This is a genomic window from Thalassospira sp. SN3W, from assembly GCF_038070535.1.
GTDB lineage: Bacteria > Pseudomonadota > Alphaproteobacteria > Rhodospirillales > Thalassospiraceae > Thalassospira > Thalassospira xiamenensis.
On the sequence record NZ_CP121124.1, the window covers coordinates 2,423,378 to 2,448,814 of the forward strand.

Consider the following 25,437-nt stretch of genomic DNA (forward strand, 5'->3'; position numbering starts at 1 on the left):
GGAAATTGAAGACCAAGGGTCTGTAGAACATGAGTCAATGTCCTGTCATTGACATCGCGCAAAGGGAAATATGGGCACGTCGGGCAACCACGGCCTCTATTGTCATTGCTGCGACGCTGATTGCCATCAAGGCCGCCGGTTGGTTCATGACCGATTCCGTCAGCCTTCTGTCTTCGATGATTGATAGCATGCTTGATGTCGGGACGTCTGTGATCAACTTCATGGCGGTCCGAAGCGCATGGCGCCCGGCCGATCACGATCACCGTTTTGGCCATGGCAAGGCCGAACCGCTGGCGGGGCTTTTCCAGTCTGCCTTCATGATCGGGGCGGCCATTCTGGTTCTGGCGGAGGCCGGATCGCGTCTTGCGGAACCGCAGCCGATCCGGTTTGCGGTTGAAGGCGTGTGGATCATGTCGATCTCGCTTGTCATGACCGTCGGGCTTGTGTTGCTGCAACGAAAAGCGGTGCGGATGTCCGGGTCGTTGGCGGTTGACGCCGATTCGATGCATTACACCAGCGACATCCTGTCCAATCTGGCGGTGATTGTTGCCCTTGTTGCAGGTTTTTCCGGCCTGAACTGGGCCGATCCGGCGATTGGCGGCATGGTGGCGCTTTTCCTGCTTTATTCCGCGGTCAAGGTCGGGCGCAATTCGGTTTCGGTCCTGATGGATCAGGAATTGCCGGAATCAGACAGCCAGCGGATCATCGAACTGACGATGAAAAACGCGTCCGTGATCGGCATTCACCGTCTGCGCACCCGGTCATCGGGCGTGCATCGCTTTGCCGAGATCGAACTGATCATGGATGGCGGGATGCTGATGCGGGAATCGCACACCATCTGCCATCAGGTGATGGACAGCATCCGGGCGGAATATCCCGATCTGGATATCACGATCCATCCCGAACCGCCCGAAGACATCCATCTCGACGAGTTCAGTGGTTATACCGAAGACCCGGAATTCTGGCATACGGGCCGGGCGCGCAAGGCCGGTCAGGACAGTATTCCGGCGTCAAATGGCGAGCTGGCGACGGGGCGCTAGGTTTCGGGTGTCGGGTGTTTTCCACCAATTGACATTACCCGCATAACTTGTAACCCTGCAATCGATCACCTGGGGAGCCCCGACAAGGGGCTGAGAAACTGCTGGCTTTGCAGCGCAGTGACCCTTTGAACCTGATCCAGTTCATACTGGCGTAGGGATGGTGCGGATGCCGGCATATTTACCTGTTTTGATACTGTGGGTACGCCCCGTTTGTCATGGCGGTTTTCCCATCACCGGTCGGCATTTTTCATCAGCAGCCTCTCGCAGAACTGGGTCTCCATTGCCTTGATTGCAAAGGGGCCTTTTATGTCTGTTCCATCTACCAAAACCGATATCAGTATTGATGTCACCAGCGATGTTACAACCGGGCCGTTGCCCGCATCGCGCAAAATCCACATTACGGGATCGCACTTTCCCGATATTTGCGTACCGATGCGTGAAATTGCGGTTCATGCCACCGCAGGCGAACCGCCGATCAGGGTTTATGACCCGTCGGGGCCCTATACCGACCCAGATGTCACGATTGACATTGCCAAGGGACTGCCACGACTGCGCCGAAGCTGGATCGCGGCGCGTGCTGATACCGAACGATATGCCGGGCGCGACATCAAACCCGAAGATAACGGCTTTGTCGAAAGTGAAAGCCATGCGGTTCCGGCATTTCCGCAAAGCCATGCGCCGTTGCGCGCAACTGGCGGGCGGGCAGTGACGCAGCTGGCCTATGCCCGGGCCGGAATCATTACCGCCGAAATGGAATATGTCGCGATCCGTGAAAATCTGGGCCGGGCGGAAATGCGCGCCAATGCCAAGCGTGATGGCGAGGCATTCGGGGCGGTGATCCCCGATCATGTGACGCCCGAATTCGTGCGTGAAGAAATTGCACGGGGGCGCGCGATCATCCCAGCCAATATCAACCATCCAGAAGCCGAACCGATGATCATCGGACGGAATTTTCTGGTCAAGATCAATGCCAATATCGGCAATTCGGCGGTCACATCATCAATGGCCGAAGAGGTTGAAAAGATGGTCTGGGCGACGCGATGGGGGGCGGATACGGTCATGGATCTGTCGACCGGGCGCAATATCCACAATATCCGCGACTGGATCATCCGCAATTCGCCGGTGCCCATCGGGACGGTGCCGATCTATCAGGCTTTGGAAAAGGTCGGCGGGATTGCCGAGGACCTGACATGGGAAATATTCCGCGACACATTGATCGAGCAGGCCGAACAGGGGGTGGATTATTTTACCATCCATGCCGGATTGCGATTACATCACATCCCGTTAACCGTGGACCGGGTGACCGGCATCGTATCGCGGGGCGGGTCGATCATGGCGAAATGGTGCCTGCATCATCATCGCGAAAGTTTCCTGTATGAGAATTTCGCCGAGATTTGCGATATCTGCCGGGCGTATGACGTTTCCTTTTCGCTGGGCGATGGATTGCGGCCGGGATCGATTGCCGATGCCAATGATGCCGCCCAATTTGCCGAACTGGAAACACTGGGCGAATTGACCCGCATTGCATGGGATCGTGATTGCCAGGTGATGATCGAGGGGCCGGGCCATGTGCCGATGCATAAAATCCGCGAAAACATGGACAAGCAATTGTCGATTTGCGGCGAAGCACCGTTTTACACGCTGGGGCCGCTAACCACCGATATTGCGCCCGGCTATGATCACATTACATCGGGGATCGGGGCGGCGATGATCGGCTGGTTCGGGACCGCAATGCTGTGTTACGTGACGCCCAAGGAACATCTGGGCCTGCCGGACCGGGATGATGTGAAGACCGGGGTGATTACCTATAAGATTGCCGCCCATGCCGCCGATCTTGCCAAGGGCCACCCGGCAGCGAAGGCACGCGATGATGCGCTTTCGCGTGCGCGGTTTGAATTTCGCTGGGAAGATCAGTTCAACCTGTCGCTGGACCCGGAAACCGCACGGGCATTTCATGATCAGACCCTGCCGAAAGAGGCGCACAAGGTGGCGCATTTCTGTTCGATGTGCGGGCCGAAATTCTGTTCGATGCGGATTTCACACGAAATAAGGGCCGATGTGCAGAAGGAAGGCATGGCGGCGATGGCGGAAAAATACCGTGATGGCGGGGATTTATACATGCCCCGAAACATCGGGAAATAAGCCTGTGAAAATGGCGGGCCCGGTGACGGACCCGCCTTCTTCTTTTGGTTTGCCGTGCCGAAAGGTTAAAGGACGGTCAGCATGCTGGCGACCAGCGGATGACGGACGATGTCCCGATCAGCCAGTTTGACGCAGGCGATGTCTTCGACATTTTCAAGACGGTCGGACATTTCCGACAGGCCCGACATTTCCGGCAGAAGGTCTGTCTGGTCCGGGTCGCCGGTCAGGATCATGGTTGAATTCCAGCCAAGGCGGGTGACCAGCATCTTGAGCTGTCCGTAGGTGCAGTTCTGGGCCTCGTCAATCACGACGAAGGCATTGTTGAGTGTGCGGCCACGCATATAGCCAATCGGTGCGATTTCGATCGTGCCGTCCGAAAGGTACTGCCGCAGGCGTTTGGCACCGAGACGGTCATTCAGTGCATCGTAAAGCGGGCGAAGATAGGGGGCCATTTTGGCTTCGACGTCGCCGGGCAGGAAGCCGATATTTTCGCCAGCCTCGACCGCGGGGCGGGCCAGAACGATGCGGCCGATTTCGCCCTTGTCCAGCGCTTCGACGGCCTTGGAAACAGCGATGAAGGTTTTCCCGGTTCCCGCCGGGCCAAGTGCAAGGATGAGGTTGAAGGCATCGATTGCTTCCATCAGGGCCGCCTGATTTTCGCTTTTCGGGCGAATGTGGCGGCGGAAGCTTTGATCGCGTTGGCCGTTCTGAGGGACGTCACCCTGACCGTTCAGGGGATGCCAGTTTGACTTGTCACCGTCAAACAGCTCGTGAACGTTGGTGTCTGCCTGTTGCGGACGGCTACGACGGCGTGCTGCGCGCTTACCCATAAGTCACCTCATCAATTGTGCCAATAAAGCAAAACGCGCCATTCCATCATGGAAAGGCGCGCATTCAATTTTCATCTTGCGATGGAAGTGGCGGGTGGGTTCACCGCCGTTCGCAGCAACATGTTGCATCTGCGATCCGGGGGGCGAAAAATTCCGTTTTACAACGTGCTCTCGCGTCACTCGGGAACCCCTCCTGCGGTCCAGTTATTGACCGTACAACAGAATCGTACGCCTACATCCTGTGTTTTGTCACTGTTTTTTATCTGATTAAATTTAAATGAAATCGGAAAGTGAGTCTTTTCAGAGATTTATGCCGCATCTGCGAGATAACTTTTTTCTAATGCAGTGCTTCGGGCGTCCCGGATTGGTGTTTTGGCAGGCCAAAACTGATTATCCAGCCGATCAGAAGGAAGGCGGCCGAGACGGCCAGACAGCCAACCAGACCGCCATACATATAGGCCAGTCCCGACAGGATGGTGCCAGTCAGTCGCCCGACGGCATTGGACATGTAATAGAACCCGACATTCATCGCGACCCTGTCACCATCGGCATAGGCAAGGATCAGATAGGAATGCAGCGATGAATTGACCGCAAAGACCAGCCCGAAGACCATCAAACCGCCCAGAACGGCAATTTCGGGCGAGATATCAAATTGCACGGCGGCCGCAATGCCCGCGGTCACGATGATCAGGGCGAAAATCCACAGGCGCGCACTTTGTCCGTCCGGGGCATGGGTGCCTGCGCGCAGGATTTTGGGCGCAATCGTCTGGATGAAGCCATAGCCGATCACCCACAGCGCCATATAGGTGCCGACCTCGATATGGCCCCAGCCAAGATGGGTTGCCAGAAAGACCGGTAATCCGACGACAAACCAGATATCGCGCGATCCGAACAGGAACATGCGGGCGGCTGACAGGATATTGATCTTGCGATCCTTGGAGAAGACTTCGCGGAATTTGGGTTTCGGTTTGTTGGCCGGGGCGGCCATTTCGGGACCGATGGACAGGGCCACCGCAATCAGGATGACGGTCAGCCCGGTTGCCATCGCGAGCAACGCCCCGCCAAAACCAAGCCAGGCCAGAAGCGCACCGCCCATGAAAAAACCGGCCCCTTTGAGCGCGTTTTTCGATCCGGTCAGTAGGGCCACCCAGCGAAACAATGCCCCGTCGGCATTTTCGGGCACCAGAACCTTGATGGCCGACTTGCTGGACATTTTGGTCAGGTCCTTGGCGACACCCGATGCGGCCTGCAGGCCCATGACATAGGCAACCGATATCCACGGCAGCCAGTTTTCATTGGTCAGGGACAGGGCGGAAAGGGCGGCGATCTGGGTGATCAGCCCGGCAAACAGGGTAAAGCGGAGCCCGCGCGCCTGTGCCAGCCAGCCACCGACCAGATTGGTGATGACCCCGGCACATTCATAAAGGACAAACAGAAGGGCGATTTCAAAGGCCGAATATCCAAGGTCATTGAAATGCAGCAGAACCAGCATACGCAAAGCCCCGTCCGTCAGGGTAAATCCCCAATAGGCGGATGTGACAAGGGCATAATTGCGAATGGCCGATGACATGAAAATGATCCTAAAGGCTTTGGGCGACTTTGGCGGCCAGATCAACCATCCGGCAGACATAGCCCCATTCATTGTCATACCAGGCGAATATTTTGACCTGCCGTTTGTCGATCACCATGGTTGATCCGGCATCGATGATCGAGGAGCGCGGATCGTTGAGATAATCGCAACTGACCAGCGGGCGTTCCTCGTATCCGAGAATCCCGGCAAGATAGGTTTCCGATGCGGTGCGCAGCAGGTTATTGACCGTTTCGACATCGGTGTCGCAGGCGACTTCGAACACGCAATCAGTCAGCGACGCGTTCAGCAGCGGCACGCGCACGGCAATGCCGTTCAGCTTTCCGGCCAGTTCCGGGTAGATCATGGTGATGGCGGTGGCCGAGCCGGTGCTGGTGGGGATCAGCGATTGCAGGCTGGACCGGGCGCGGCGCAGATCCTTGTGCGGCAGGTCAACCACGGTCTGGGTGTTGGTCACATCATGGATGGTGGTGATGGCACCATGCACGATACCCAGTTTTTCGTGGATGACCTTGACCACCGGGGCCAGACAGTTTGTCGTACAGCTTGCCGCGGTCAGAAGGTGATGGATTGCCGGATCATAGAGATCGTCATTGACGCCATAAACGATGTTAAGCGCGCCTTCCTTGACCGGGGCGGCGACGATGACTTTTTTCACCCCCTGATCAAAATAGGGCTGAAGCGTTTCGGGGGTTTTGAATTTGCCGGTGCATTCGAAAACGATGTCGCAGCCCTGCCCGACCCAGTCGGTATCGCCCGGTGTGGCATTTTCCGAAAAGGTCAGGGTGGTTTGGCCATCAATGACAACAGTATCATCGATGCAGGTTACCGGATGATCCCAGCGTCCATGCACGGAATCGAATTCCAGCAGATGGGCGGCGGTTTTCGCCCCGCCGCTGATTTCGTTGATATGGACGAATTCAAGGCCGGGATGGCCCCAGCCCGCGCGCAAGGCAAGACGCCCCATGCGGCCAAAGCCGTTGATGCCGATACGGATTTTGCGGCTCATTTCGAGGACTCCTGAATATCAGGTCACTAACGGGGGCCGTTAGTGACCGTTTCGCGTTTTATGCGCTTTCGTTCGCGGGCATTCCGGTTTTGCCAATGTCGTCGAGCTTCTGTTGCAGCGACATCCGGTCAAGGGATGCGAAAGGCAGGCTCATGAAAATTGAAATCCGGTTGCGCAGCATGCGATAGGCATCGGCGAAGGCAAGGCGGATTTCGGCCTCGGTTCCGGTGGCACTTGCCGGATCGGGTACGCCCCAATGGGCGGTCATCGGGGAGCCGGGGAAAATCGGGCAGCTTTCCTTTGCCGTCTGGTCGCAGACCGTAAAGATGAAGTCGAATTTGATTTCGTCCTGCGCGGAATAGACTTCCATCGGCTTGGAGGAAAAGACAGACGGATCATCGCCCAGACTTTTGAGAAGGTCGATTGTATAGGGATGCAGATTGCCGCGCGGATGTGCCCCGGCGCTATAGGCATGAAAATGCCCTGCGCCTTCACGGTTCATGATGGCCTCGGCCATGATGGAACGTGCGGAATTCCCCTGACACAGGAACAGGATGTTATAGGTACCGCCAGTCATGATGATGTCTCCGTCCGGTTATGCCGGTTTGGCGTTTCAACAGCAGGTCGAGGTCGATGTTTTGCCGGAAACCGCGATACCGCAAAGTTCCGGGCGGCCCTGACAGCAATCATCGGCAAGAAATCCCAAAAGATCACGCATAACATCGGGGACGATCCGATAGATGATCGACCGGCCATTGCGTTGTGATGTGATCAGTCCGGCCTGGCTTAGAACCGACAGATGGGTGGACATGGTGTTGTGCGGGACCGCAAGGCTGCGTGCGAGGTCGCCTGCGGCCATGCCGTCTTCGCCCACGCGCACCAGAATCCTGAATGCTGCCAGACGGTGTTCCTGTGCCAGTGCGCCAAGGGCGCTGATTGCTGTATTTATTTCCATATGTCGGGAAATATTGACATATTATGCAGAAGTCAAATGACGAATTTGTTTCAGCGATGGATGCGATCATGCCCGATATGACGATTTCACGGTGGCATGCGCGCCAAAAATCAGTACAGTGCGCGCCAACCCGAAATCATGATCAATGGATGAACCATGCCGACGATCGACGAGCAGGTATCGCGCCGCCGTACCTTTGCCATCATTGCCCACCCGGATGCGGGTAAAACGACACTGACTGAAAAGCTGCTGCTTTTCGGGGGTGCCATTCAGATGGCCGGTGCGGTGAAGGCGAAAAAGGAACAGCGTGGCGCACGTTCGGACTTCATGAAGATCGAACAGGATCGCGGTATTTCGGTGTCATCCGCCGTCATGACGTTCGAGTTTGAAAAGAACATCTTCAACCTGCTTGATACGCCGGGCCACGAAGACTTTTCCGAAGATACATACCGCGTTCTGACCGCAGTTGATTCCGCCGTCATGGTGATTGATGGTGCCAAGGGGATCGAGGCCCAGACGCGCAAGCTGTTTGAGGTCTGCCGCCTGCGCGATGTGCCGATCACGACGTTTGTTAACAAGCTTGACCGTGAATCACGTGATTTCTTTGAACTGATTGATCAGATCGAACGTGACCTTGCGCTTGATGTGTCGCCGGTGACATGGCCGATTGGATCGGGCCGGGATTTCCATGGCTGTTACGATCTGGTCAATGATCAGCTTCTGTTCATGGAAAAAGGCGGCAATGTCGTCAAGGAAGCCATTCCGATCAAGGGGCTTGATGATCCGAAGCTTGATGAACTGATCCCGGATTACCTTCTGGAGAAGCTGCGCGAAGAAGTCGAAATGGTGCGCGAAATCTGTCCGCCATTTGATTTGCAAAGCTACCGCGAGGGGCATCTGACGCCGGTATTTTTTGGCTCGGCGGTCAATAACTTTGGTGTGCGTGAATTGCTGCGCGGACTTGGCGATATCGCACCGACCCCGCGCCCGCAGGAAGCGGCAACGCGCCTTGTCGAAGCCAACGAGACAAAGGTTTCGGGCTTTGTGTTCAAGGTGCAGGCCAATATCGACCCGAACCATCGTGACCGTATCGCGTTCATCCGCCTGTGTTCCGGCCACTTCAAACGTGGCATGAAATTGAAGCACGTGCGCGCGGGAAAACAGATGGCGGTGCATAACCCGATGCTGTTCTTTGCCAATGAACGCGACATTGCCGAAGAAGCCTGGCCGGGCGATATCATCGGCATTCCGAACCACGGCACATTGCGCATCGGCGATACTCTGACCGAGGGCGAAGACCTTCGTTTCCGGGGGGTTCCGGCCTTTGCCCCGGAATTGTTGCAGAAGGTGCGCCTTGATGATCCGCTGAAGGGCAAACATCTTCAGCGCGCGCTTGAACAGCTTGCCGAAGAAGGCGCATCACAGGTGTTCAAGCCGATGATGGGGGCGGACTGGATCGTTGGTGTGGTCGGGCAGCTTCAGTTCGAGGTTCTGAAAGAACGCATCGCGGCCGAATACGGCATCAAGGTGCATTTCGAACCGACACCGGCCTATGCCGCGCGCTGGGTGATGGGCAGCGATCCGCTGGAAATCAAGAAATTCCGCGATGCCAACCAGTCGGCCCTGTTCGAGGATCACGACGAAACGCTGGTGTTTATCGCGCGCAATGCCTGGCATCTTGAAACCACGCAACGCGATTGGCCGAACCTGAAATTCGAAGCCACGCGCGAGCAGAATATGGTTGCGGCGTAAAGCCAACCACGATCACGAAAAAGGCCGCCCGGAATTTTCGGGGCGGCCTTTTTGCATGTTTGCGTGTTGTGTCTTTAGCCGAGGAAATACCGCCCCGCCGCGACAAGCACCATGCCCGCGACCATCGCGGCAAACAGGTTGCGCACAAAGATCATGGTGATCACGGTGGCGGCGGCACCGGCGATGCCAATCGCACCGGCAGATAATGCGCTTGGCACCCAGACGGAAATCAGGACCGCACCCGGAAGGCGTTCAAGCACATGCGCCCAGCGGCCGTGTTGCGGCAGGCGGTCGGCCATCAGAAGACCGCCAAGGCGCATGCCATAGGTCACAATCGCCATGCCAAGAATGGTCAGGACCGAGGCGGTGCTGAAGGTGGTCAGATCAGCGAAACTCATCATTTGCCAGCCTCCGTCGAATAGGTGCCTTCGGGGGCGCCATAAGCATCTGCTGCTATTTCAGTTTCGGGTGCGGTGTCGTCCATGTCCTCGCGCCATGTCAGGGCGGCCACAATCACCCCGGCCCCGGCTCCGGCAAGGATCGACCATGTGCCGGGCAAGGTGTAATGTCCGATCAATGATCCGATGGCGGCGGCCAGCCACGGCAGAAGATCAACCCGGCCCTTCCACATGCCAACCGTGAGTGCGGCAAAGACCGCGGTAAAGGCGAAATCAAGCGCATAGACATTCGGGTCGGGTATGCCCCCGCCCAGCAGATATCCGATGGTGTTGCCCGCCGCCCAGACAACGCCAAGGAAAATGCCGCCGCCCAGCAGGAAGCCCGGATTGGCAGGGTTTTCCTGGGTCATGGTCACCGCCCAGTTTTCATCAGCCACCATATGCATGCCGCAGATTTTGACCCAGAGCGGACGGCCACGAAACACCGGGCGCAGGGATGCCCCGATCAGGACATAGCGCAGATTGATCACCGCGGTTGCGACAATGATCGTCACACTGGGGATGGTTTCGCGCCACAGATCGACCGAAACGAATTGTGCCGATCCGGCAAAGACCGTGAGGCTCATGAACAGAAGTTCACCCAGCGACAGACCGCGCTGGGTGGCGAGCACGCCAAGCACCGCACCAAAGATCATGGTGCTGGGCAGCAGGGGCAGACAGGCGATGGCACCGCGTCTTATGGTGTCGGCATCGAAATGCCGGGTCGGGGCAGATCCGGGGCGAGACATCTTGTGCGTTTCCGTTTCAGTCTTTTCATTGTGATCGCTGGTGGCGACTTATGACTATTGGTGGTGGGCGAGGAGCCTGCCCTTAATCTAGGGAAGTTCCAAACAGGAATATTGGATAATATTGCTATTGCGATTTAACGGATTTCATCGCCAGCATGGCCAAAATCATCGATCAGCATGTCGAGAAACAGCTTGGTGATCGGATCGGTCTGTTTGCTGTCATCAAAGCATGCCTGAAAGGTGACTTTGACCGTGAACTGGTCGCGTTGGATCATGCGCATGCGTCCGTCGTCGACGAATTGCCGGGCATAGTGTTCGGGCAGATACCCCAGATACGCCCCTGACAGGATCAGGCGGGCTTCGGCCTCCATATCGGATACGGTTGCATGTGGCCGGGCGATTGCGAATTCCTTTAAATCACGCCCCAGCCAAGGTTTGCGCCCGATCAGGCGATAACGCCGTATTTCATCAATATTGATTTCGGGGTCGGGCCGCGCAAACAGCGGATGCGCCGACCCGCAGTAAAAGCGATGGATTTCGGTATAAAGCGGGATATAGCGCAGGCCGAGAACCGTTTTGGGAAAACTGCAAATCCCGATCTGGATATTGTCGGTCACCACCTCGCGCAGCAGATCATTGGGCGGGAGGGTTTCCACATTCAGTGTGACATCGGGGGCGCGTTCGATGAACCGGGCGATGGTTTTTTCAAATCGGCGCGTGCCAGGATCGGTGATGGTGTTATCGGTCAACCCGATGGTCAGCGTGCCACTTAGCTTGTCACGCAGGGCACGCATCTTGGTTTCATATTGTGCAATAGATTTGAAAATCCGGTGGGCTTCGTCAAATACGACCTGACCCTCGGCAGTCAGGGCAAAGCCGCTGCGCCCGCGTTTGCACAGCGTAAATCCCAAGCGGGTTTCAAGGGCAGTGACATAGCTTGAGATTGTTGAAAGTGAAAGGTTCAGATCGCTTTGCGCGGCGGCAAATCCCCCAGCCTCTACAATGGTTGCGAAGATGCGCAACAGTTTCAGATCGGCCTGTTCTGTGATCACCGGGCGGTTTCCCCACGCAAATGAAATTACTTTGATAATTACCAAAGTAAAGTTCAGGAATATGTGATTTTTTTAGAGCGTGCAATTTGATCTGATGGCCCGATCAGACAAATTCTGCGGTCCTGCCTGTTTGTGCGGGGCAAAGGGCGTGCAGTGATCAGGAGGTTCCATGTTCACAGATGACAAGCTTGTCAGGCTGCGCGAAAAATATGGCAATGCCAAAGGGGCGGATGTGTTCGATACGCATTTCAGCGAGGTTGCCCGGTCGCAGTTTTCTGAAAGTGGCGGGCGGAAATGGCCGTTTGCCGGGGTGCCGACCTTTCTGGATGCGCCATATGCCGTCGATGCGGCACAAAACAACTTTGCCGGTCTGGATGTCGTGCTTGTTGGTGTCCCGATGGATTTGGGGGTTAGTAACCGCGCAGGCGCACGCCTTGGCCCGCGCGCCGTGCGCAATATTGAACGGATTGGCCCATATGAACATGTGATGCGCATGGTGCCGGGGGCGATTGCCCGTATTGCCGATATCGGCGATGTGCCATTTCGCAGCCGTTATTCGCTGGAAAAATGTCACGAGGATATCGAGGCCTATTTCAACAGGATTGTTGATGCGGGGGTGATCCCGATTGCAGTCGGCGGCGATCATTCGATCAGCTATTCGATCCTGAAGGCGATTGGCCGGGATCGTCCGGTTGGCATGATCCATCTTGATGCCCATTGTGATACCTGTGGGGCATATGATGGTTCGAAATTCCATCACGGCGGGCCGTTCCGTGAGGCGGTGATGGATGGCGTTCTGGACCCCGAACGCACCATTCAGATCGGTATTCGTGGGCCGTCGGAATATGTCTGGGAGTTTTCCTATGACAGCGGCATGACCGTGATCCATGCCGAAGACGTGCCCCAGATGGGCGTGGAAGCCGTCATTGCCAGGGCTTGCAAAGTTATTGGCGATGGTCCGGTTTACCTGTCGTTTGATGTGGACTGCCTTGATCCGTCATTTGCACCGGGTACGGGGACACCCGAAATCGGCGGCCTGACTTCGCGCGAGGCATTGGCGATTTTGCGCGGGTTGCGCGGTCTTGATTTTGTTGGTGCGGATGTTGTCGAAGTTGCCCCGCAATATGACGCGACAAGCAACACGGCCCATGTCGGGGCACAGATTTTGTTCGAGGAACTTTGCCTGATTGCAGACAGCCTGAAGACCCGCGCGGCAAGGTCGGAAGCCTGACGCGGAACATTCCCGGTGCGGTTTAACCCGGTTTGTGTCCCAGATTAGCGATGAAGGCACCGGGGCTGACACCCCACATGGTTTTGAAATGACGGTTGAGGTGGCTTTGATCGGCATAGCCGGTGGCCGCCGCGACATCGGCGATGCCAAAGCCGTCAAACAGCATGCGTTTTGCCCGGCGCAGGCGCATGTGATTGAAATAGGTGTGCGGTGGCAAGCCGGTGGCGTGGCGGAAGACGCGTAGCAGGTGAAAGCGGCTGAGCCCGGTCAGGCTTGCCAGTTCATCAAGCGATATGTTGGCATCAAGATGGTCGGCCATATAGTCGATGACCGCACGCACACGTTTGTCTTCGGAGCCCGGTTGATAGGAAAAGGGCGGCGCATCGGCATGGCGAAGGGCGAGGCGGGCGGCACTGTATAGAAGCTGGCTGTCACGTTCGAGCAGGGTTGTTGTCTGATCAAGGTCGGGGCGGAACATGCGGTGCAGGGATTGCAGTTGCAGATGCAGTTCCGGGTCATCGACCACATGATTGCCAAAAAACGGCAGCCCGGTACTGTTGGGGGAGAGTTCGGCCACCAGATCGCCAAAGATTTCAGGCGCGATAAACATGATCTGATACTGGTAACCGTCATCGGATGCCGGGCCGCCGTCATGAACCTGCATCGGGTTCATCATCAGCAACTGCCCGCGTCTGGCGACATAGTTGGTGCCGCCGGTCATGAATTGTTCGGCTCCGTTCAGGATGGTGCCGAACGCATAATAATCATGACTGTGTTTGGGAAAGGAAAACCGTTTGTAATCGGCTTCGAACAAATCAATGCCGTCTGCCGCCCGCCAGTGACGGGCGACTTCGCGGGAGGGATTTGATTTCCGTGCGCCGCGCGACGGATCATGTCGAAGTGAATGCGCCATGGCGCAAGTATAAACATCCGATGGCCTTTCGGCTTGGACAATATTGTCACCGATACATTTGCCGGTTTTGTCGGTTTGATCGACCAGAAGCGAATCGGTAAACAGAGTGTAAATTTTGCCCGAAAGGGCCGCGGACATACGGATATGGTGCGCCTGAACGATGGTATAGAGTGCTTTCGTGTCGGGGATTTTGCGGCGCGGCAAATGTTCGAATGAACATTCAAAAGTCCCCATCTGTCCGTGTTGGCATAGACAAATGCGGATTTCATCTAACTGTTACAAAAACGACGGGAAACTCGGGTTAGAGACACGGGAAATATGTCCCCCATTCCGGATCATTGGAGATCCCATGTTTCTTGACCGTATTCGTATCGGTTACCGCATTTTTGCTGGGTTTCTTGCGCTTGTCATCATGCTGATCGGGTTAAGCGCCCTTTCATCATGGTATCTGCTGGGTTTTGGTGGTCATGCAGACCGTATTGCCAAAAGCACCCAGCTTGTCGGGCTTGCAAACGAATATGCGTTGAAGCTTGAACGGTTGTCGAACCAGGTTCTGCTGTTTGCCCAGACGGTTGATCCGCTGGACCGCGAAGGTATTGCGACAATTCGTGAAAGTGCAGAAGCCAGTGGTGCCGCGCTGATTGGTCAGCTTCGCGCCGAGGGCGATACCGAAAAAGCCGACGCGCTTGAAAGCCTGAATGCGGAATATATCGCAACCCTGGAGCCGCTTGTCCTGCGTGCCGAGAATTTGACGGCAGCGTCCGATACCATGCTGCTTGGTGCGCATCAGCTTGGCAAGTCGGCAGGCGAGCTGGTGGATTTCATCAGCAAACGTGATCCGGCACTGGCGGAAAAATATGCTGATAAACTTGGTGCCGCCAACCTGAGCGCAATTGTGAACAATCTGCAATATGCGATCCTGCGGACACCTGAATCGCTTGATACGGCGCGTACGCAAACCTCGGCGTTGACCGATCTTCAGGAAGAAATCAAAGGCTCGGTCGATGGGTTGAAACGCGCGGATAAAAAGCTGTTTTCCTATGCGATCCGCGATAATGACCTTTTAAAGCAGGGTGCGAACCAGCTTGAAGGGTCGATCGCGGGGTTCCGTCAGTCGATGGATGACTTCAAATCCGCCGTTCGCGAAGTTCAGGCAATTACCCAGAATATCCGCGAGGAAGCGGTTGCCGGTCAGAACATGCTGGTCGAGGCGGCGCATAGCGAGTCCGAAAGCAAGGCGATCACCAATATGGTGGTGGCCGGGATCGGGGCGCTGATTGCCTTTGGTCTGGCGATTGGCATCGCACTTAGCATTCTGCGTCCATTGGGACGTGTGAATGGCGATATGACGCGGTTGAGCGAAAACAACACCGATATCGACCTGATTGATTTCAATCGTGGTGATGAATTTGGCGCGATGTCACGCACGGTGGCGATTTTCCGCGAAAATGCCCTTAAGATCGAACAGATGGCCGAGGAACGCATCGCCCTTCAGCGGGAGGAAGAGGAAAAACGCCGGGCGTCGCTGGGTGCGATGGCCGAAACCATCGAAGGCGAAACCGCGGGGCTTGTGCAGTCGGTCACCCATCAGGTCACAAGGATGCGGGATGCGGTTGGCGAAGTGGCCGCCGCCGCAGAACGTGTGACAGGCCAGACCGAAATGGCAACCAGTGCGGCCACGCAAAGCCAGTCGCACGCCCATTCGATCAGCGAGGCGGCGACACGGTTGTCCGATGCCATCGGATCGATTGCCAACCGGGTGGATCGGCAGCGCGCCATTGCGCAGAATGCGGTTAGTTCGACCAAGCAATCCGCAGAGGCGGTCGATGACCTTCGCGAAGTGGCAACCAGTATCGAGCAGATTGTCGATCTGATCCGCGGGATTGCCGGGCAGACCAACCTTCTGGCGCTGAACGCGACCATCGAGGCCGCACGCGCGGGCGAAGCGGGCAAAGGATTTGCCGTGGTGGCCGCCGAGGTCAAGAACCTTGCAGGCCAGACGGCACAGGCAACCGAACAGATCACCGCCCATGTCAGTGCGATGGGCAATGTGACCGACCGTTGTGTGCGGTCGATGGAAGAGGTCGGTGTGACCGTGCGCGACATGATGTCGATTTCCGAAGAAGTGGCAGGTGACGTTGAACATCAGCGCCGCGAGACAGAGGAAATCAGCCTTGCGATTGCATCAGCGAGCGATGCGGCCCTTCATGTCAGCAACGCCATACAGGAGGTATCGCGCGATATCGAGGTCACGCGGAAACTGAGCGTTGATCTGACCCGCCGGGCCGATGAGGTTGACCGTAATGTGACGGAACTTTCGGGGTCGCTTGACCGGGCGGTGGAATCGGCTGCCAGCGACGAAAGCCGCGATGATGGCAGCGATGCCAATGATGCCGACATCGTCGAAAAGGACGCGCAATCCAATCTTGTTGATTTTCCGGCGCAATATATGCGCGGGGCGGCCTGAACCAGACGGTTTTCGCCGTTTTTGACAACGGATTTCATGGTTGATGAGCCAAAAGCCTGTGCAGATCGTGCACGGGCTTTTGTGCTTTTGGGACGGCGGGAGTGATCCGGATCGGTTGAAGGAGCCTATTACCTGATGAGTACAAGTTGCGACATTTCTGATACAATTTTACGGTCGCTGCCCTTGGGGAACTAAAGTAAGTTCTATAGTCTTGAATTCAAGACATATTTAGCGATGTCTTTGTATCTTTCCAGAACACACAAGAACGGGCATTTGATGTCACGCACAGGTAGGCTAGCCGTATTTCTGTTGATTATTGCCGCAGTCGGGGGCGGCTGGTTTGCCTATGACAAAGGGATGCTGCCCTTTGTTGCGTCAAAAAGCCAAACCGAAGGCGATGCTGCAAAGCGCACCGGCAACCCGGCGCTGCCGGTGATTGCCGAATATGCCAGCATCATGGAAGAAAAGACGGTTGTTGAAGCCGTTGGAACCGGCCGGTCAACATTGGGTGTTTCGATTTATCCGGCGGTTTCGGGCGAAGTCAGTGATGTTCTGTTTCATGCCGGTGAAAAGGTATCGCGCGGGCAGGTTTTGCTGATCCTTGATTCGGATCGCGAACGGCTGGCGCGGGATCTGGCGTCCGTGCAGGTCAAGGATGCCAAGCAGCTTCTGGATCGTTACGAGCAGGCAAGGCCGCTTGGCGCGGTATCGGCAAGCGAGGTTGATGCGGCACGCACCGCCCTTGCCGAGGCGCGCATCCGGCTCGATCAGGCGGAAGTGGACCTGGCCGACCGGACCATTCTGGCACCGTTCAACGGCACGGTTGGTATTCCGCAGGTGGAGCCGGGCGACCGTGTGGACAGTTCCACATTGATCGCGACACTGGATAACGTTGAAAGTGTTCTGGTGGATTTCGAGGTTCCCGAAACCCGGTTTGAAAATGTGAAGATCGGCCAGTCGCTTCGGGTTGAGACATGGAGCCTTCCGGGGGAGTGGTTTGAAGGCACGGTCGATTCCATCGCCAGCCGTATTGATGCGGAAAGCCGCACCTTCAAGGTGCGTGCGCGCATTCCGAACCCGACCGGGCGGCTTTTGTCGGGCATGTCCTTTGCGGTTTATGTCGATATCGAAGGTAAAACCTATCCGTCGGTGCCGGAAATTTCCGTCCTGTGGGGCGATGGTGGCACCTATATCTGGCGGATCAAGGATGACAAGGTCGAACGTGTTCCGGTCCGCGTCGTAAAGCGGACACAGGGGCGCATCCTGCTTGAGGGGCCGATTGCCAAGGGTGATCTGATTGTGGTCGAAGGCGTGCTTCGCCTGCGGCCCGGCAGGGATGTGGCGGCAACCATCCGTGGTGGCGATGAAACCGGCGTTGCGCAGCGCAACGGCACCGGCGAAGGGTCGTAACATGCAGGACGGAAATCAGAACGAAAACCAGAATGATCTGGCGTCACTCAGCATCCGTCGCCCTGTTCTTATTTCCGTGGTGTCGCTTCTGATCATTCTGGCGGGCCTTGCGGCGATGCTCGGCGTTGAAATTCGTGAATTGCCCAACGTGGATCAGCCGACCGTGACGGTTTATGCGACCTATGACGGGGCTTCGCCGGAAACGGTTGATGCCGAGGTGACCAGCATCCTAGAAGGGGCGGCATCGCGGGTCAGCGGTGTCAAACGCATCAGTTCCAACAGCGAAGAAGCCACATCGCGGGTTCGGGTTGAATTTTATCCCGATGTTGAAATCAATGACGCCGCCAATGACATCCGCGAGGCGGTCAGCCGTGCGTCAAGAAGCCTTCCGGACGAGGTCGAGGATGTCCGCGTGGTCAAGGCCGATGCCGATGCCAGCGCGATCATGCGCCTTGCCGTGGTCAGCAACCGCCTGACCGAGGAAGAGCTTGCCAATATCGTGGATGACCAGATCAGCCCGGCGCTGCTTTCGGTGCCCGGTGTGGCCGAAATCACCGTCAATGGCGAACGCGAGAAGGTTTTGCATGTCCGGGTCGATCCGCTGCGTCTGGCCAGTTACGGTTTTTCGGTTCAGGACGTTGCGGATGTCCTGAAAACCGCCAAGTTCGACATTCCCGCCGGCAGTTTTGATTCCAGTGATCAGAAGCTTTTTGTCCGTGCCGATGCGTCGGTCTGGGAGGTCGAGGACGTCAAACAGATGTTTATCCGCAATCAGGTCCGGCTGGGCGATGTGGCGGATGTCTATTACGGGCCCGATGATGCAACCTCCTATGTGCGTCTGGACGGCCGGACCGTGATCGGGCTTGGCGTCGTGCGCCAGGCGCAATCGAACACGATTGCGATATCGGACGGCATTCGCGAGGTGGCCGAACGCCTGAACAATCAGTACGACGATATCAATGTTTTCGTGAATTCCGACGATGCGGTGTTTATCGAAGGCGCGCTTTGGGAAGTTCTGAACAGTCTGGCGTTGGCGATTATCATCGTGATCGGCGTGCTTTATCTGTTCCTGCGGTCCTTTACCGCGACGCTGATCCCGACGGTGACCATTCCGATTGCGCTGGTCGGGACGGTGGCCGCGATCTGGATGATGGGCTTTTCGATCAATATCCTGACATTGCTGGCGCTTGTTCTGGCAACGGGGATGATTGTCGATGATGCGATTGTGGTTCTGGAAAATATCCAGCGCCGCCGTCATCAGGGATTGGGATCGATGGCGGCCGCGGTTCTGGGCACGCGGCAGGTGTTTTTTGCGGTGATTGCCACCACCCTGACGCTGGTATCGGTGTTCGTGCCGATTTCGTTTTTGCCGAGCACGGCGGGGCGGCTTTTCAGGGAATTCGGGTTCGTACTGGCGTTTTCGGTGGCGGTGTCGTCGTTTGTGGCACTTTCGCTGTGTCCGATGCTGGCGTCGCGCTTAAAGCATATTGACCCGCATGACGGGGACAAGGATGCCAAGCCGAATTTTCTGGAACGGGTCGGGTTTTACTGTTCGGGGATTTACAAAAACATTCTTGAATGGGTTTTGCGGTTCCCGCTGATTACCCTGATCGTGTCGATCTTTGCCGGTGTGCTGGCCTTTGGGGTTTATAACAGCGTCACGCAGGAACTTCTGCCCGACGAGGATCGCGGACGTATTCTGGTGTCGCTGCGCGGGCCGGACGGGGTTGGCATTGATTACATGGACCGGCAGGTCGAAACGGTTGAAAACATCCTGCGTCCGATTGTCGAGGCCGGCGATGCCCATAACATCTATACGATTGTCGGTCTTTGGGACCCGAACCGTGCGCTGGTGATTGCGCCCCTGGTGCCGTGGGATGAACGCAGCCGCAGCCAGCAGGAAATCACCGGTTCGATCCGTGGGGCGCTTGATGCACTGCCCGGTGTGCAGGCCTTTGTCTATCAGCCCAACAGCCTTGGGCTTCGCGGCGGGACCGGCGAAGGATTTGAATTTGCCCTGACCGGGACGAATTATCGTACGCTGGCGGCGAATGCGCGCACCATGCAGCAGGAGCTTGAGGCGAATTATCCGCAGTTTGTCGGGCTTCGGGTTTCCTATCAGACGACACAGCCGCAATTGCTGGTCAATATTGACCGGCAGCGGGCATCCGACCTTGGCATTCCGATCGAAAGCCTTGATACGACGCTACGTGCGATGATCGAGGGATATGAAGTTACCGAGATTACGGTCGATGATGAAAACATCCCGGTCAAACTGCGCAGCAGTGCGGGCAGCATCAATGATCCGTCGGATCTGGAGAATCTGTTTGTCAGCAACCGGGATGGTCGTATTTTACCGCTATCTTCGGTGATCAATCTGAGCGAAGAGGCGGTGGCATCGGAACTGGATCGCGAGGGACAGCAGCGCGCAGTCAAGATTTCGGGCAACCTTGCGCCGGGATATACGTTGCAGCAGGCAGTGGTCGATATTGATCAGGTCGGTGACAAGGTCCTGCCGCCCGGGGTGAATGTTCTGTTCCTGGGCGATGCGGCGACACTGGGCGAAACATCGCATGATGTGCAGATCACCTTCCTGATTGCGGTTCTTGTGGTGTTGCTGGTTCTCGCCGCACAGTTTGAAAGCTTCATGTCTGCCCTTGTCGTGGTTCTGACCGTTCCGTTCGGTCTGGCGGCGGCGATTTATGCGCTGGGCATCAGTGGCACATCGATCAATATCTATAGTCAGATCGGGTTGGTGATGCTGGTCGGGCTTATGGCCAAGAACGGTATTCTTGTTGTCGAATTTGCCGACCAGTTGCGCGATGCAGGGAAATCCGTGCGCGAAGCGGTGCATGATGCGGCGATGATCCGCCTGCGCCCGATCATGATGACAATGATTTCAACCGTGCTGGGTGGTTTGCCGCTTGTGCTCGGCACCGGGGCCGGGGCGGAGGCGCGTGCCGCGATTGGCTGGGTAGTGTTTGGCGGGCTTGGTTTTGCGACGGTCTTTACCCTGTTCTTAACACCGGTTTTATACCTTTTGCTGGCGCCGCTGGTGTCAGCCCGTGCCGATGGCGGCAAGAAACTGCAAAGCCAGTTGCGGGCTGCGGAAAGCATCCCGGACAAGGGCGAGGTCGAAGGAAGTGCCAGCTAGAATGTCTGTAAAACGTCTTTCAATCTGTTGTGCCCTGCCGCTTATGATCGGACTTTCGGCCTGTCAGACGGTCGGCCCGGATTATGTTGCGCCGAAATTTGATCTTGTCGGGGCCTATACCCCGGCAGTACCGGTGATCGCCGCCAATCAGGCCGATCATGGCCGTTGGTGGGAAAGTACGCGTGATCCGGTTCTTTCTGAGCTGATTGCGCTTGGACTTGCCAATAACCTTGATTTGCGGATCGCGGCCAGCCGGATCGAAGAAGCCCGGGCGGTGGCGCGCGGTGTTTCGGGGGCAAATGGCATCGAGGTCGGTGCCAGTGTTAACGGCGATGCCGAACGCGGCACATCGTCGCGCGAACGCGGCAGCCAGACCACCGATATCGGATACCGGGCCGGGATTGATTTTTCATGGACGGCGGATGTCTGGGGCGGGCAGCAGCGCGAGGACGAAGTCGCGTTGGCGGATTATCTGGAACAGGTTTATTTGCGCGAAGACGTTTACCTGACGGTGATTGCCGATATCGTACGCAACTATATCGAGCTGCGCGGCACGCAGAAACGGCAGGAATTGCTGCGCAGTTCGCTTGATCTGCAACGTCAGACCAGCAACATCGTTGAGGTCCGGATGCAGACGGGGCTGGCGTCCGAACTTGATCTTTCGCGCGCGCGCGCCGAGGTTTCCGATATTGAGGCGACATTGCCGACATTGCAGACCGATATTGATCGGTCGATCAATGCGATTGGAATCCTTCTGGGGGCGCAGCCGGGAAGCTATCGCGACCGTCTGGTCGATGTGCAGCCCCTGCCGGAATTTGACAGTGCGCCGCCGATTGGCATTCCAGCCGACCTTTTGCGCCGTCGCCCCGATGTCCGCGCGGCCGAGCTTTCATTGATTTCCGCCACCGCCGAAATCGGGGTTCAGACCGCCGATCTTTATCCTGAATTGACGCTGGACGGGTCACTTGCCCTTGGGGCGACGGGGTATGGCACCGGGCCGATTGTCCGTACTGCAATGGCCGCCATCGGGGCGCTGATTGATGCGACGCTTTATGATGGCGGTGCCAGACAGGCCGATATCGATGTTGCCGAACAACAGGCGCAGCAGGCATTTTATGGCTATCAGCAGACGCTTCTGGTCGCCATTCAGGATGTTGAAAGTGCGATTTACGGCTATGTCGGGGCGGTCCAGCAGCGCGATTCCCTGATTTCATCGGTGCAGTATCACCGTCAGGCGTTCGAGCAGTCGCGGGTGCGTTATGTTCAGGGGCTTTCAAACTTCCTTGATGTTCTTGATTCGCAGCGCACCCTGACGCAGTCGCAGCAGGACCTGGCGGATGCGGAAACCGATCTGGAACTGGAAACCATCAATCTTTATGCCGCGGTCGGACTTAGCGTTGATGATGTCGAACGTTATGCCGACAAGGCCGGGATTGACATGAATAATGGCTAGCGCCGCCAAACATCTGTAATAACGCTGATTTCCATAAGCTGTTGCTTGTTTTCGCCGCCAGTTCGGCCTAGGTCTTGGGTATCGTGAACCGGGGAAGAAAATGACGGGCGATCTGTTTGCCAATGAGCCACCACACAATCTGCTGCCCTTTGATGGGGAGGCATTGCTGCTGCGTGAGGTTATGGCCGCAGGCGACGCGGATCGAACGTTTGAGCGGCTTTTAAGCGGCATTGTCTGGCAGCAGGAAGTTGCCAGATTGATGGGGCGCGAAATTGCCGTGCCGCGATTGACGGCGTGGTATGGCGATGTGGCCTATCGTTATAGCGGTGTCTATCACCCGGCATCACCATTTCCGAAAATTGTCGTGCCACTTCGTGAACTGGTCGAAGAAAAATCCGATGCGTCGTTCAACACGGTTCTGCTGAACCAGTATCGCGACGGGCGCGACAGCGTTGCATGGCATGCCGATGACGAGGATGTGCTGGGCGAAAATCCGATTATTGCCAGTCTGTCGTTTGGTGAGGAACGCCGGTTCCATTTCCGGCACAAGAAAACCGGTGATCGGGTCAGTGTCGATCTGCCGCATAATTCGCTGCTGATCATGCGGGGCGCGACACAGCATCACTGGTTGCATCAGATTCCCAAAACCGCGCGTCAGATCGGGCCCCGGATCAACCTGACATTCCGTCATACCGCACCGGAAAACAAGGTGCGCGGTCGATGAGTTCGGGGGGCTCCGAAAAAAGCCGCCCCGGTCAGGGCGGCTTGAAGTCAGCAATTCGAGATTGCCGGGAAAACCGTCAACACCGGGGTGCAAACGGACAAACATATCGGTGGTTGCGCAATCGGCGCGCACAATAATGAATCGATTCAATGAATGCAGTGTGGCGGTCCGAAAGGGGTTCTGTCAATATCGGGATGAACCGATTCAAAAAAATGTCACGTGATTGCCGGTTAATCCGTAAGCCGGGGTGAATGAAGGGGAGACATCGCAAGCATGGCAGAACGGGTACGTCTTCTGGATGTGGCCAAGGCGGCCGGGGTATCGCAAGGCACGGCATCAAATGCCTTTGGCAAGCCCGATCTGGTCCGCAAGGAAGTCCGGGAACGCATTCTGGACGTTGCCAAAGAGCTTGGCTATCGCGGGCCGCATGTGATGGCGCGGATGCTCCGCACCGGCAAGGCCGGGGCGCTTGGCGTGGTGTTTCCCGATAACCTTGAATATGCGTTCAGTGATCCGGTGGCGATTGAGCTTCTGCGCGGTGTCGGGCGGGAATGTGCCCGTCAGGCGGTCAATATGATGATCATTTCCGCAGAAAACCCCGAACAGGCAATTACCGCGATCAACAATGCCGCGGTTGATGCCTTTCTGGTGCATTGCTATTCCGATGACAATGACATCATTTCCGCCATTCAGCGCCGCAACCAGCCGCTGGTCTGCATCGATACCGATATTGCCGGGGCGGCGGGCACCGTGGTGCTTGATGATTTTGCCGGTGCGGAAATGGCGGCCCAGCATTTGATTGATTGTGGTGCGCGCAAATTCGCCATCCTGTCCCTGCAGGCCAACAAGGCGGAAAATTTCGGCCCGATGAATGCCAAGCGCCGCGGGGCGGTCAGCCACCGTGTGGTGCGCGAACGGCTTGGTGGATATCACGCCAGTCTTAAAAAGGCGGGGATCGCGATCGAGGATGTCGTCCATATCGAATGCGAAAACATGTCATCGCACAGTGCCGAAATGGTCGAAACCATGTTACGCGACCACCCGGAAATTGACGGGATTCTGGCGATGTCCGATGTGATTGCCATCGGGGCACTTGATGGTGCACGCGCAAGCGGGCGCAAAATCCCCGATGATCTTAAGGTGATTGGCTTTGACGGAATCGCGGAGGGCGAACGCACCGACCCGCCATTATCGAGCATCCGTCAGGATTCCGTTGAAAAGGGACGTCTGGCCGCCGAAATGGCGCTTGGCGAAGCGCAGGGCGACAACAACCGCGTGCTTGAAACCAGTCTGCTTGTCAGGGGATCGACGCGTTAAGCCGAAAGTGCCGGGTAGCAGTGGCAATCGGTGGTGTGGTCCATCACAAGGCCGGTGGCCTGCATGAAGGAATAGATGATTGTCGTGCCGACAAACTTCATGCCGCGTTTTTTGAGGTCCTTGGACAGGGCGTCGCTGAGTTCCGTCGATACGGGCACGTCGGACATGGCTTTCCAGTGGTTGATGATGGGTTTGCCGCCGATGAAATCCCAGATATAGGCATCAAAACTGCCAAATTCCTTCTGGATTTCGATGAAGGCTCTGGCATTAAGGATGCTTGCCGCGACCTTGGCCCGGTTGCGGATGATGCCGGGATCGGCCAGAAGTGTTTGTTGTTTGGCCTCGTCATATTTCGCGATTTTCTGGACATCAAAATTGTCATAGGCCGCGCGATAGGTGTCGCGCCGGGCAAGGATCGTCAGCCAGCTTAAACCGGCCTGCGCGCCTTCAAGGATCAGCATTTCGAAAAAATGCCGGTCATCATGAACCGGAACACCCCATTCCTGATCGTGGTAATCGACGTAAAACGGCTTGTCGAGATGGGTTTCGGCCCATTTGCAACGGGGGAGCGTGTTTGCCGACATGGTCGATCCTTTTTTGTCGTTTGATGGCGGGGCATTGTTGGATGGGATCGGTGGGCCTTGCAAGCCTGATGACTTTATCCTGACATTTCTCCTGACAGAAACTGTCGGGGCGGGGATGTTCTCGAACCATTTTGGCGAAAAGGTCGTGCCAAAATCGCGCAATGTCTGGTGAAGCATGTCACATCATGTGGAAAACTTGATGAAAGCATCGGAAAATAGGTGCTCTGTGCTTGCGCCCGGAGCCAAGGCCGACTAGGTTTTGCAGCGTGTTAACACAATTCCGATCAGATCGGCCCGATCTGGACCGACTGCTACAAGGAGCGGCGATGCTGGCGATTTTTTGGCTTATTGACACCGTTATCGGTATCTACATTTTCATGCTGATTGCGTCGGCAATCCTGTCATGGCTTGTGGCATTTGACGTGATCAATTCCAGCAACCGGTTCGTTTATATGGTTGGCGATTTCCTCTATCGGATTACCGAACCGGCATTGCGACCGATCCGCCGGATCATTCCGAATCTGGGCGGCATTGATATTTCGCCGATCATCCTGATCCTGATCCTGCAGTTTGCCAATATGCTGATCCAGACAGACGTGCGTGCGGCGTTGCTGGGTTACTAAGCCCGTA

Annotated in this window: 22 protein-coding genes and 1 riboswitch; of the genes, 12 read left to right on the forward strand and 10 right to left on the reverse strand. The window is 56.5% G+C overall.

Annotation, left to right across the window (positions count from 1 at the left end; genetic code table 11):
• The first annotated feature begins 29 nt into the window (after positions 1–29).
• Both P8T57_RS10910 and thiC read left to right on the forward strand, forming a co-directional pair.
• Entirely contained in the window at positions 30–1,040 is a 1,011-nt protein-coding gene (locus P8T57_RS10910; RefSeq protein ID WP_007089173.1) for a cation diffusion facilitator family transporter, read from the forward strand.
• Positions 1,041–1,100: 60 nt separating this feature from the next.
• A riboswitch (TPP riboswitch) is annotated at positions 1,101–1,216 on the forward strand.
• A gap of 130 nt (positions 1,217–1,346) precedes the next feature.
• Positions 1,347–3,182, forward strand: a complete 1,836-nt coding sequence (thiC, locus tag P8T57_RS10915) for a phosphomethylpyrimidine synthase ThiC (protein ID WP_341363108.1) — start codon at positions 1,347–1,349, stop codon at positions 3,180–3,182.
• A gap of 65 nt (positions 3,183–3,247) precedes the next feature.
• On the opposite strand, the gene P8T57_RS10920 is transcribed toward thiC, so the two are convergent.
• From P8T57_RS10920 to P8T57_RS10940, 5 genes are all read right to left on the reverse strand, one after another.
• Positions 3,248–4,012, reverse strand: coding sequence for a PhoH family protein (locus P8T57_RS10920; RefSeq protein ID WP_007089171.1), 765 nt, complete (start codon positions 4,010–4,012; stop codon positions 3,248–3,250).
• A gap of 337 nt (positions 4,013–4,349) precedes the next feature.
• Positions 4,350–5,582 (reverse strand): organoarsenical effux MFS transporter ArsJ, encoded by a 1,233-nt coding sequence (gene arsJ / locus P8T57_RS10925; RefSeq protein ID WP_082822616.1) that lies wholly within the window; start codon positions 5,580–5,582, stop codon positions 4,350–4,352.
• A 10-nt stretch (positions 5,583–5,592) separates the two neighbouring features.
• A complete protein-coding gene (locus P8T57_RS10930; protein WP_341363109.1) occupies positions 5,593–6,609 on the reverse strand; it encodes an ArsJ-associated glyceraldehyde-3-phosphate dehydrogenase in 1,017 nt (338 codons plus the stop codon).
• 58 nt (positions 6,610–6,667) lie between these two features.
• Positions 6,668–7,186 carry an arsenate reductase ArsC gene (locus P8T57_RS10935; RefSeq protein WP_007089168.1) on the reverse strand — a complete coding sequence of 173 codons (519 nt, stop codon included), beginning with the start codon at positions 7,184–7,186 and terminating at the stop codon, positions 6,668–6,670.
• Positions 7,187–7,222: 36 nt separating this feature from the next.
• The gene (locus tag P8T57_RS10940; RefSeq protein WP_071240899.1) at positions 7,223–7,564 is read right to left on the reverse strand and encodes a metalloregulator ArsR/SmtB family transcription factor; all 342 of its coding nucleotides are present in this window, start codon (positions 7,562–7,564) and stop codon (positions 7,223–7,225) included.
• A 156-nt stretch (positions 7,565–7,720) separates the two neighbouring features.
• Here P8T57_RS10940 and P8T57_RS10945 point away from each other — a divergent pair, with 156 nt between their 5' ends.
• Positions 7,721–9,316, forward strand: a complete 1,596-nt coding sequence (locus tag P8T57_RS10945; protein WP_007089166.1) for a peptide chain release factor 3 — start codon at positions 7,721–7,723, stop codon at positions 9,314–9,316.
• Positions 9,317–9,390: 74 nt separating this feature from the next.
• On the opposite strand, the gene P8T57_RS10950 is transcribed toward P8T57_RS10945, so the two are convergent.
• The 3 genes from P8T57_RS10950 to P8T57_RS10960 form a co-directional block, all read right to left on the reverse strand.
• The gene (locus P8T57_RS10950; protein ID WP_341363110.1) at positions 9,391–9,717 is read right to left on the reverse strand and encodes an AzlD domain-containing protein; all 327 of its coding nucleotides are present in this window, start codon (positions 9,715–9,717) and stop codon (positions 9,391–9,393) included.
• A complete protein-coding gene (locus tag P8T57_RS10955) occupies positions 9,714–10,502 on the reverse strand; it encodes an AzlC family ABC transporter permease (RefSeq protein WP_341363111.1) in 789 nt (262 codons plus the stop codon). Before P8T57_RS10955 ends, P8T57_RS10950 begins: the two co-directional genes overlap by 4 nt.
• 134 nt (positions 10,503–10,636) lie before the next feature.
• The gene (locus P8T57_RS10960) at positions 10,637–11,554 is read right to left on the reverse strand and encodes a LysR family transcriptional regulator (protein WP_341363112.1); all 918 of its coding nucleotides are present in this window, start codon (positions 11,552–11,554) and stop codon (positions 10,637–10,639) included.
• Between the two features lie 169 nt (positions 11,555–11,723).
• On the opposite strand from P8T57_RS10960, the gene speB reads away from it, so the two are divergent.
• The gene (speB, locus tag P8T57_RS10965; RefSeq protein WP_341363113.1) at positions 11,724–12,785 is read left to right on the forward strand and encodes an agmatinase; all 1,062 of its coding nucleotides are present in this window, start codon (positions 11,724–11,726) and stop codon (positions 12,783–12,785) included.
• A gap of 22 nt (positions 12,786–12,807) precedes the next feature.
• Here the strand turns inward: speB and P8T57_RS10970 are convergent, their stop codons facing one another.
• The gene (locus P8T57_RS10970) at positions 12,808–13,932 is read right to left on the reverse strand and encodes an AraC family transcriptional regulator (protein ID WP_341363114.1); all 1,125 of its coding nucleotides are present in this window, start codon (positions 13,930–13,932) and stop codon (positions 12,808–12,810) included.
• A 115-nt stretch (positions 13,933–14,047) separates the two neighbouring features.
• Here P8T57_RS10970 and P8T57_RS10975 point away from each other — a divergent pair, with 115 nt between their 5' ends.
• From P8T57_RS10975 to P8T57_RS11000, 6 genes are all read left to right on the forward strand, one after another.
• Positions 14,048–16,165, forward strand: coding sequence for a methyl-accepting chemotaxis protein (locus P8T57_RS10975; RefSeq protein ID WP_037990482.1), 2,118 nt, complete (start codon positions 14,048–14,050; stop codon positions 16,163–16,165).
• A 276-nt stretch (positions 16,166–16,441) separates the two neighbouring features.
• Positions 16,442–17,575, forward strand: a complete 1,134-nt coding sequence (locus tag P8T57_RS10980; protein ID WP_341363115.1) for an efflux RND transporter periplasmic adaptor subunit — start codon at positions 16,442–16,444, stop codon at positions 17,573–17,575.
• A 1-nt stretch (position 17,576) separates the two neighbouring features.
• On the forward strand, positions 17,577–20,729 hold the full coding sequence (locus P8T57_RS10985) for an efflux RND transporter permease subunit (RefSeq protein WP_341363116.1): 3,153 nt from the start codon (positions 17,577–17,579) through the stop codon (positions 20,727–20,729).
• A 1-nt stretch (position 20,730) separates the two neighbouring features.
• On the forward strand, positions 20,731–22,182 hold the full coding sequence (locus P8T57_RS10990) for an efflux transporter outer membrane subunit (protein WP_037990484.1): 1,452 nt from the start codon (positions 20,731–20,733) through the stop codon (positions 22,180–22,182).
• 100 nt (positions 22,183–22,282) lie between these two features.
• Positions 22,283–22,906 (forward strand): alpha-ketoglutarate-dependent dioxygenase AlkB, encoded by a 624-nt coding sequence (locus P8T57_RS10995; protein WP_063093663.1) that lies wholly within the window; start codon positions 22,283–22,285, stop codon positions 22,904–22,906.
• Between the two features lie 273 nt (positions 22,907–23,179).
• Positions 23,180–24,223, forward strand: coding sequence for a LacI family DNA-binding transcriptional regulator (locus tag P8T57_RS11000; RefSeq protein ID WP_341363117.1), 1,044 nt, complete (start codon positions 23,180–23,182; stop codon positions 24,221–24,223).
• Here P8T57_RS11000 and P8T57_RS11005 read toward each other — a convergent pair.
• Complete coding sequence (locus P8T57_RS11005; RefSeq protein WP_341363118.1) at positions 24,220–24,807, reverse strand: DNA-3-methyladenine glycosylase I; 588 nt, start codon at positions 24,805–24,807, stop codon at positions 24,220–24,222. The two genes, P8T57_RS11000 and P8T57_RS11005, sit on opposite strands and share 4 nt — an antisense overlap.
• On the opposite strand from P8T57_RS11005, the gene P8T57_RS11010 reads away from it, so the two are divergent.
• Together P8T57_RS11010 and P8T57_RS11015 are read left to right on the forward strand one after the other, a co-directional pair.
• A complete protein-coding gene (locus P8T57_RS11010) occupies positions 24,806–24,979 on the forward strand; it encodes a hypothetical protein (protein WP_341363119.1) in 174 nt (57 codons plus the stop codon). The genes P8T57_RS11005 and P8T57_RS11010 overlap by 2 nt on opposite strands.
• Before the next feature lie 154 nt (positions 24,980–25,133).
• A complete protein-coding gene (locus tag P8T57_RS11015; protein ID WP_007089155.1) occupies positions 25,134–25,430 on the forward strand; it encodes a YggT family protein in 297 nt (98 codons plus the stop codon).
• Positions 25,431–25,437 lie beyond the last annotated feature (7 nt).

Excerpts from the sequence above, each read along its gene's own strand:
- P8T57_RS10955 (WP_341363111.1), bottom strand. The coding sequence starts at position 10,502 with ATGTCTCGCCCCGGATCTGCCCCGACCCGGCATTTCGATGCCGACACC.
- P8T57_RS10950 (WP_341363110.1), bottom strand. The coding sequence starts at position 9,717 with ATGATGAGTTTCGCTGATCTGACCACCTTCAGCACCGCCTCGGTCCTG.
- P8T57_RS11015 (WP_007089155.1), top strand. The coding sequence starts at position 25,134 with ATGCTGGCGATTTTTTGGCTTATTGACACCGTTATCGGTATCTACATT.
- P8T57_RS10970 (WP_341363114.1), bottom strand. The coding sequence starts at position 13,932 with ATGGGGACTTTTGAATGTTCATTCGAACATTTGCCGCGCCGCAAAATC.
- P8T57_RS10990 (WP_037990484.1), top strand. The coding sequence starts at position 20,731 with ATGTCTGTAAAACGTCTTTCAATCTGTTGTGCCCTGCCGCTTATGATC.
- P8T57_RS10945 (WP_007089166.1), top strand. The coding sequence starts at position 7,721 with ATGCCGACGATCGACGAGCAGGTATCGCGCCGCCGTACCTTTGCCATC.
- P8T57_RS10920 (WP_007089171.1), bottom strand. The coding sequence starts at position 4,012 with ATGGGTAAGCGCGCAGCACGCCGTCGTAGCCGTCCGCAACAGGCAGAC.
- P8T57_RS10935 (WP_007089168.1), bottom strand. The coding sequence starts at position 7,186 with ATGACTGGCGGTACCTATAACATCCTGTTCCTGTGTCAGGGGAATTCC.
- P8T57_RS10980 (WP_341363115.1), top strand. The coding sequence starts at position 16,442 with ATGTCACGCACAGGTAGGCTAGCCGTATTTCTGTTGATTATTGCCGCA.
- P8T57_RS11010 (WP_341363119.1), top strand. The coding sequence starts at position 24,806 with ATGGTCGATCCTTTTTTGTCGTTTGATGGCGGGGCATTGTTGGATGGG.
- arsJ (WP_082822616.1), bottom strand. The coding sequence starts at position 5,582 with ATGTCATCGGCCATTCGCAATTATGCCCTTGTCACATCCGCCTATTGG.
- P8T57_RS11005 (WP_341363118.1), bottom strand. The coding sequence starts at position 24,807 with ATGTCGGCAAACACGCTCCCCCGTTGCAAATGGGCCGAAACCCATCTC.
- P8T57_RS10975 (WP_037990482.1), top strand. The coding sequence starts at position 14,048 with ATGTTTCTTGACCGTATTCGTATCGGTTACCGCATTTTTGCTGGGTTT.
- thiC (WP_341363108.1), top strand. The coding sequence starts at position 1,347 with ATGTCTGTTCCATCTACCAAAACCGATATCAGTATTGATGTCACCAGC.
- P8T57_RS11000 (WP_341363117.1), top strand. The coding sequence starts at position 23,180 with ATGGCAGAACGGGTACGTCTTCTGGATGTGGCCAAGGCGGCCGGGGTA.
- speB (WP_341363113.1), top strand. The coding sequence starts at position 11,724 with ATGTTCACAGATGACAAGCTTGTCAGGCTGCGCGAAAAATATGGCAAT.
- P8T57_RS10910 (WP_007089173.1), top strand. The coding sequence starts at position 30 with ATGAGTCAATGTCCTGTCATTGACATCGCGCAAAGGGAAATATGGGCA.
- P8T57_RS10940 (WP_071240899.1), bottom strand. The coding sequence starts at position 7,564 with ATGGAAATAAATACAGCAATCAGCGCCCTTGGCGCACTGGCACAGGAA.
- P8T57_RS10985 (WP_341363116.1), top strand. The coding sequence starts at position 17,577 with ATGCAGGACGGAAATCAGAACGAAAACCAGAATGATCTGGCGTCACTC.
- P8T57_RS10930 (WP_341363109.1), bottom strand. The coding sequence starts at position 6,609 with ATGAGCCGCAAAATCCGTATCGGCATCAACGGCTTTGGCCGCATGGGG.
- P8T57_RS10995 (WP_063093663.1), top strand. The coding sequence starts at position 22,283 with ATGACGGGCGATCTGTTTGCCAATGAGCCACCACACAATCTGCTGCCC.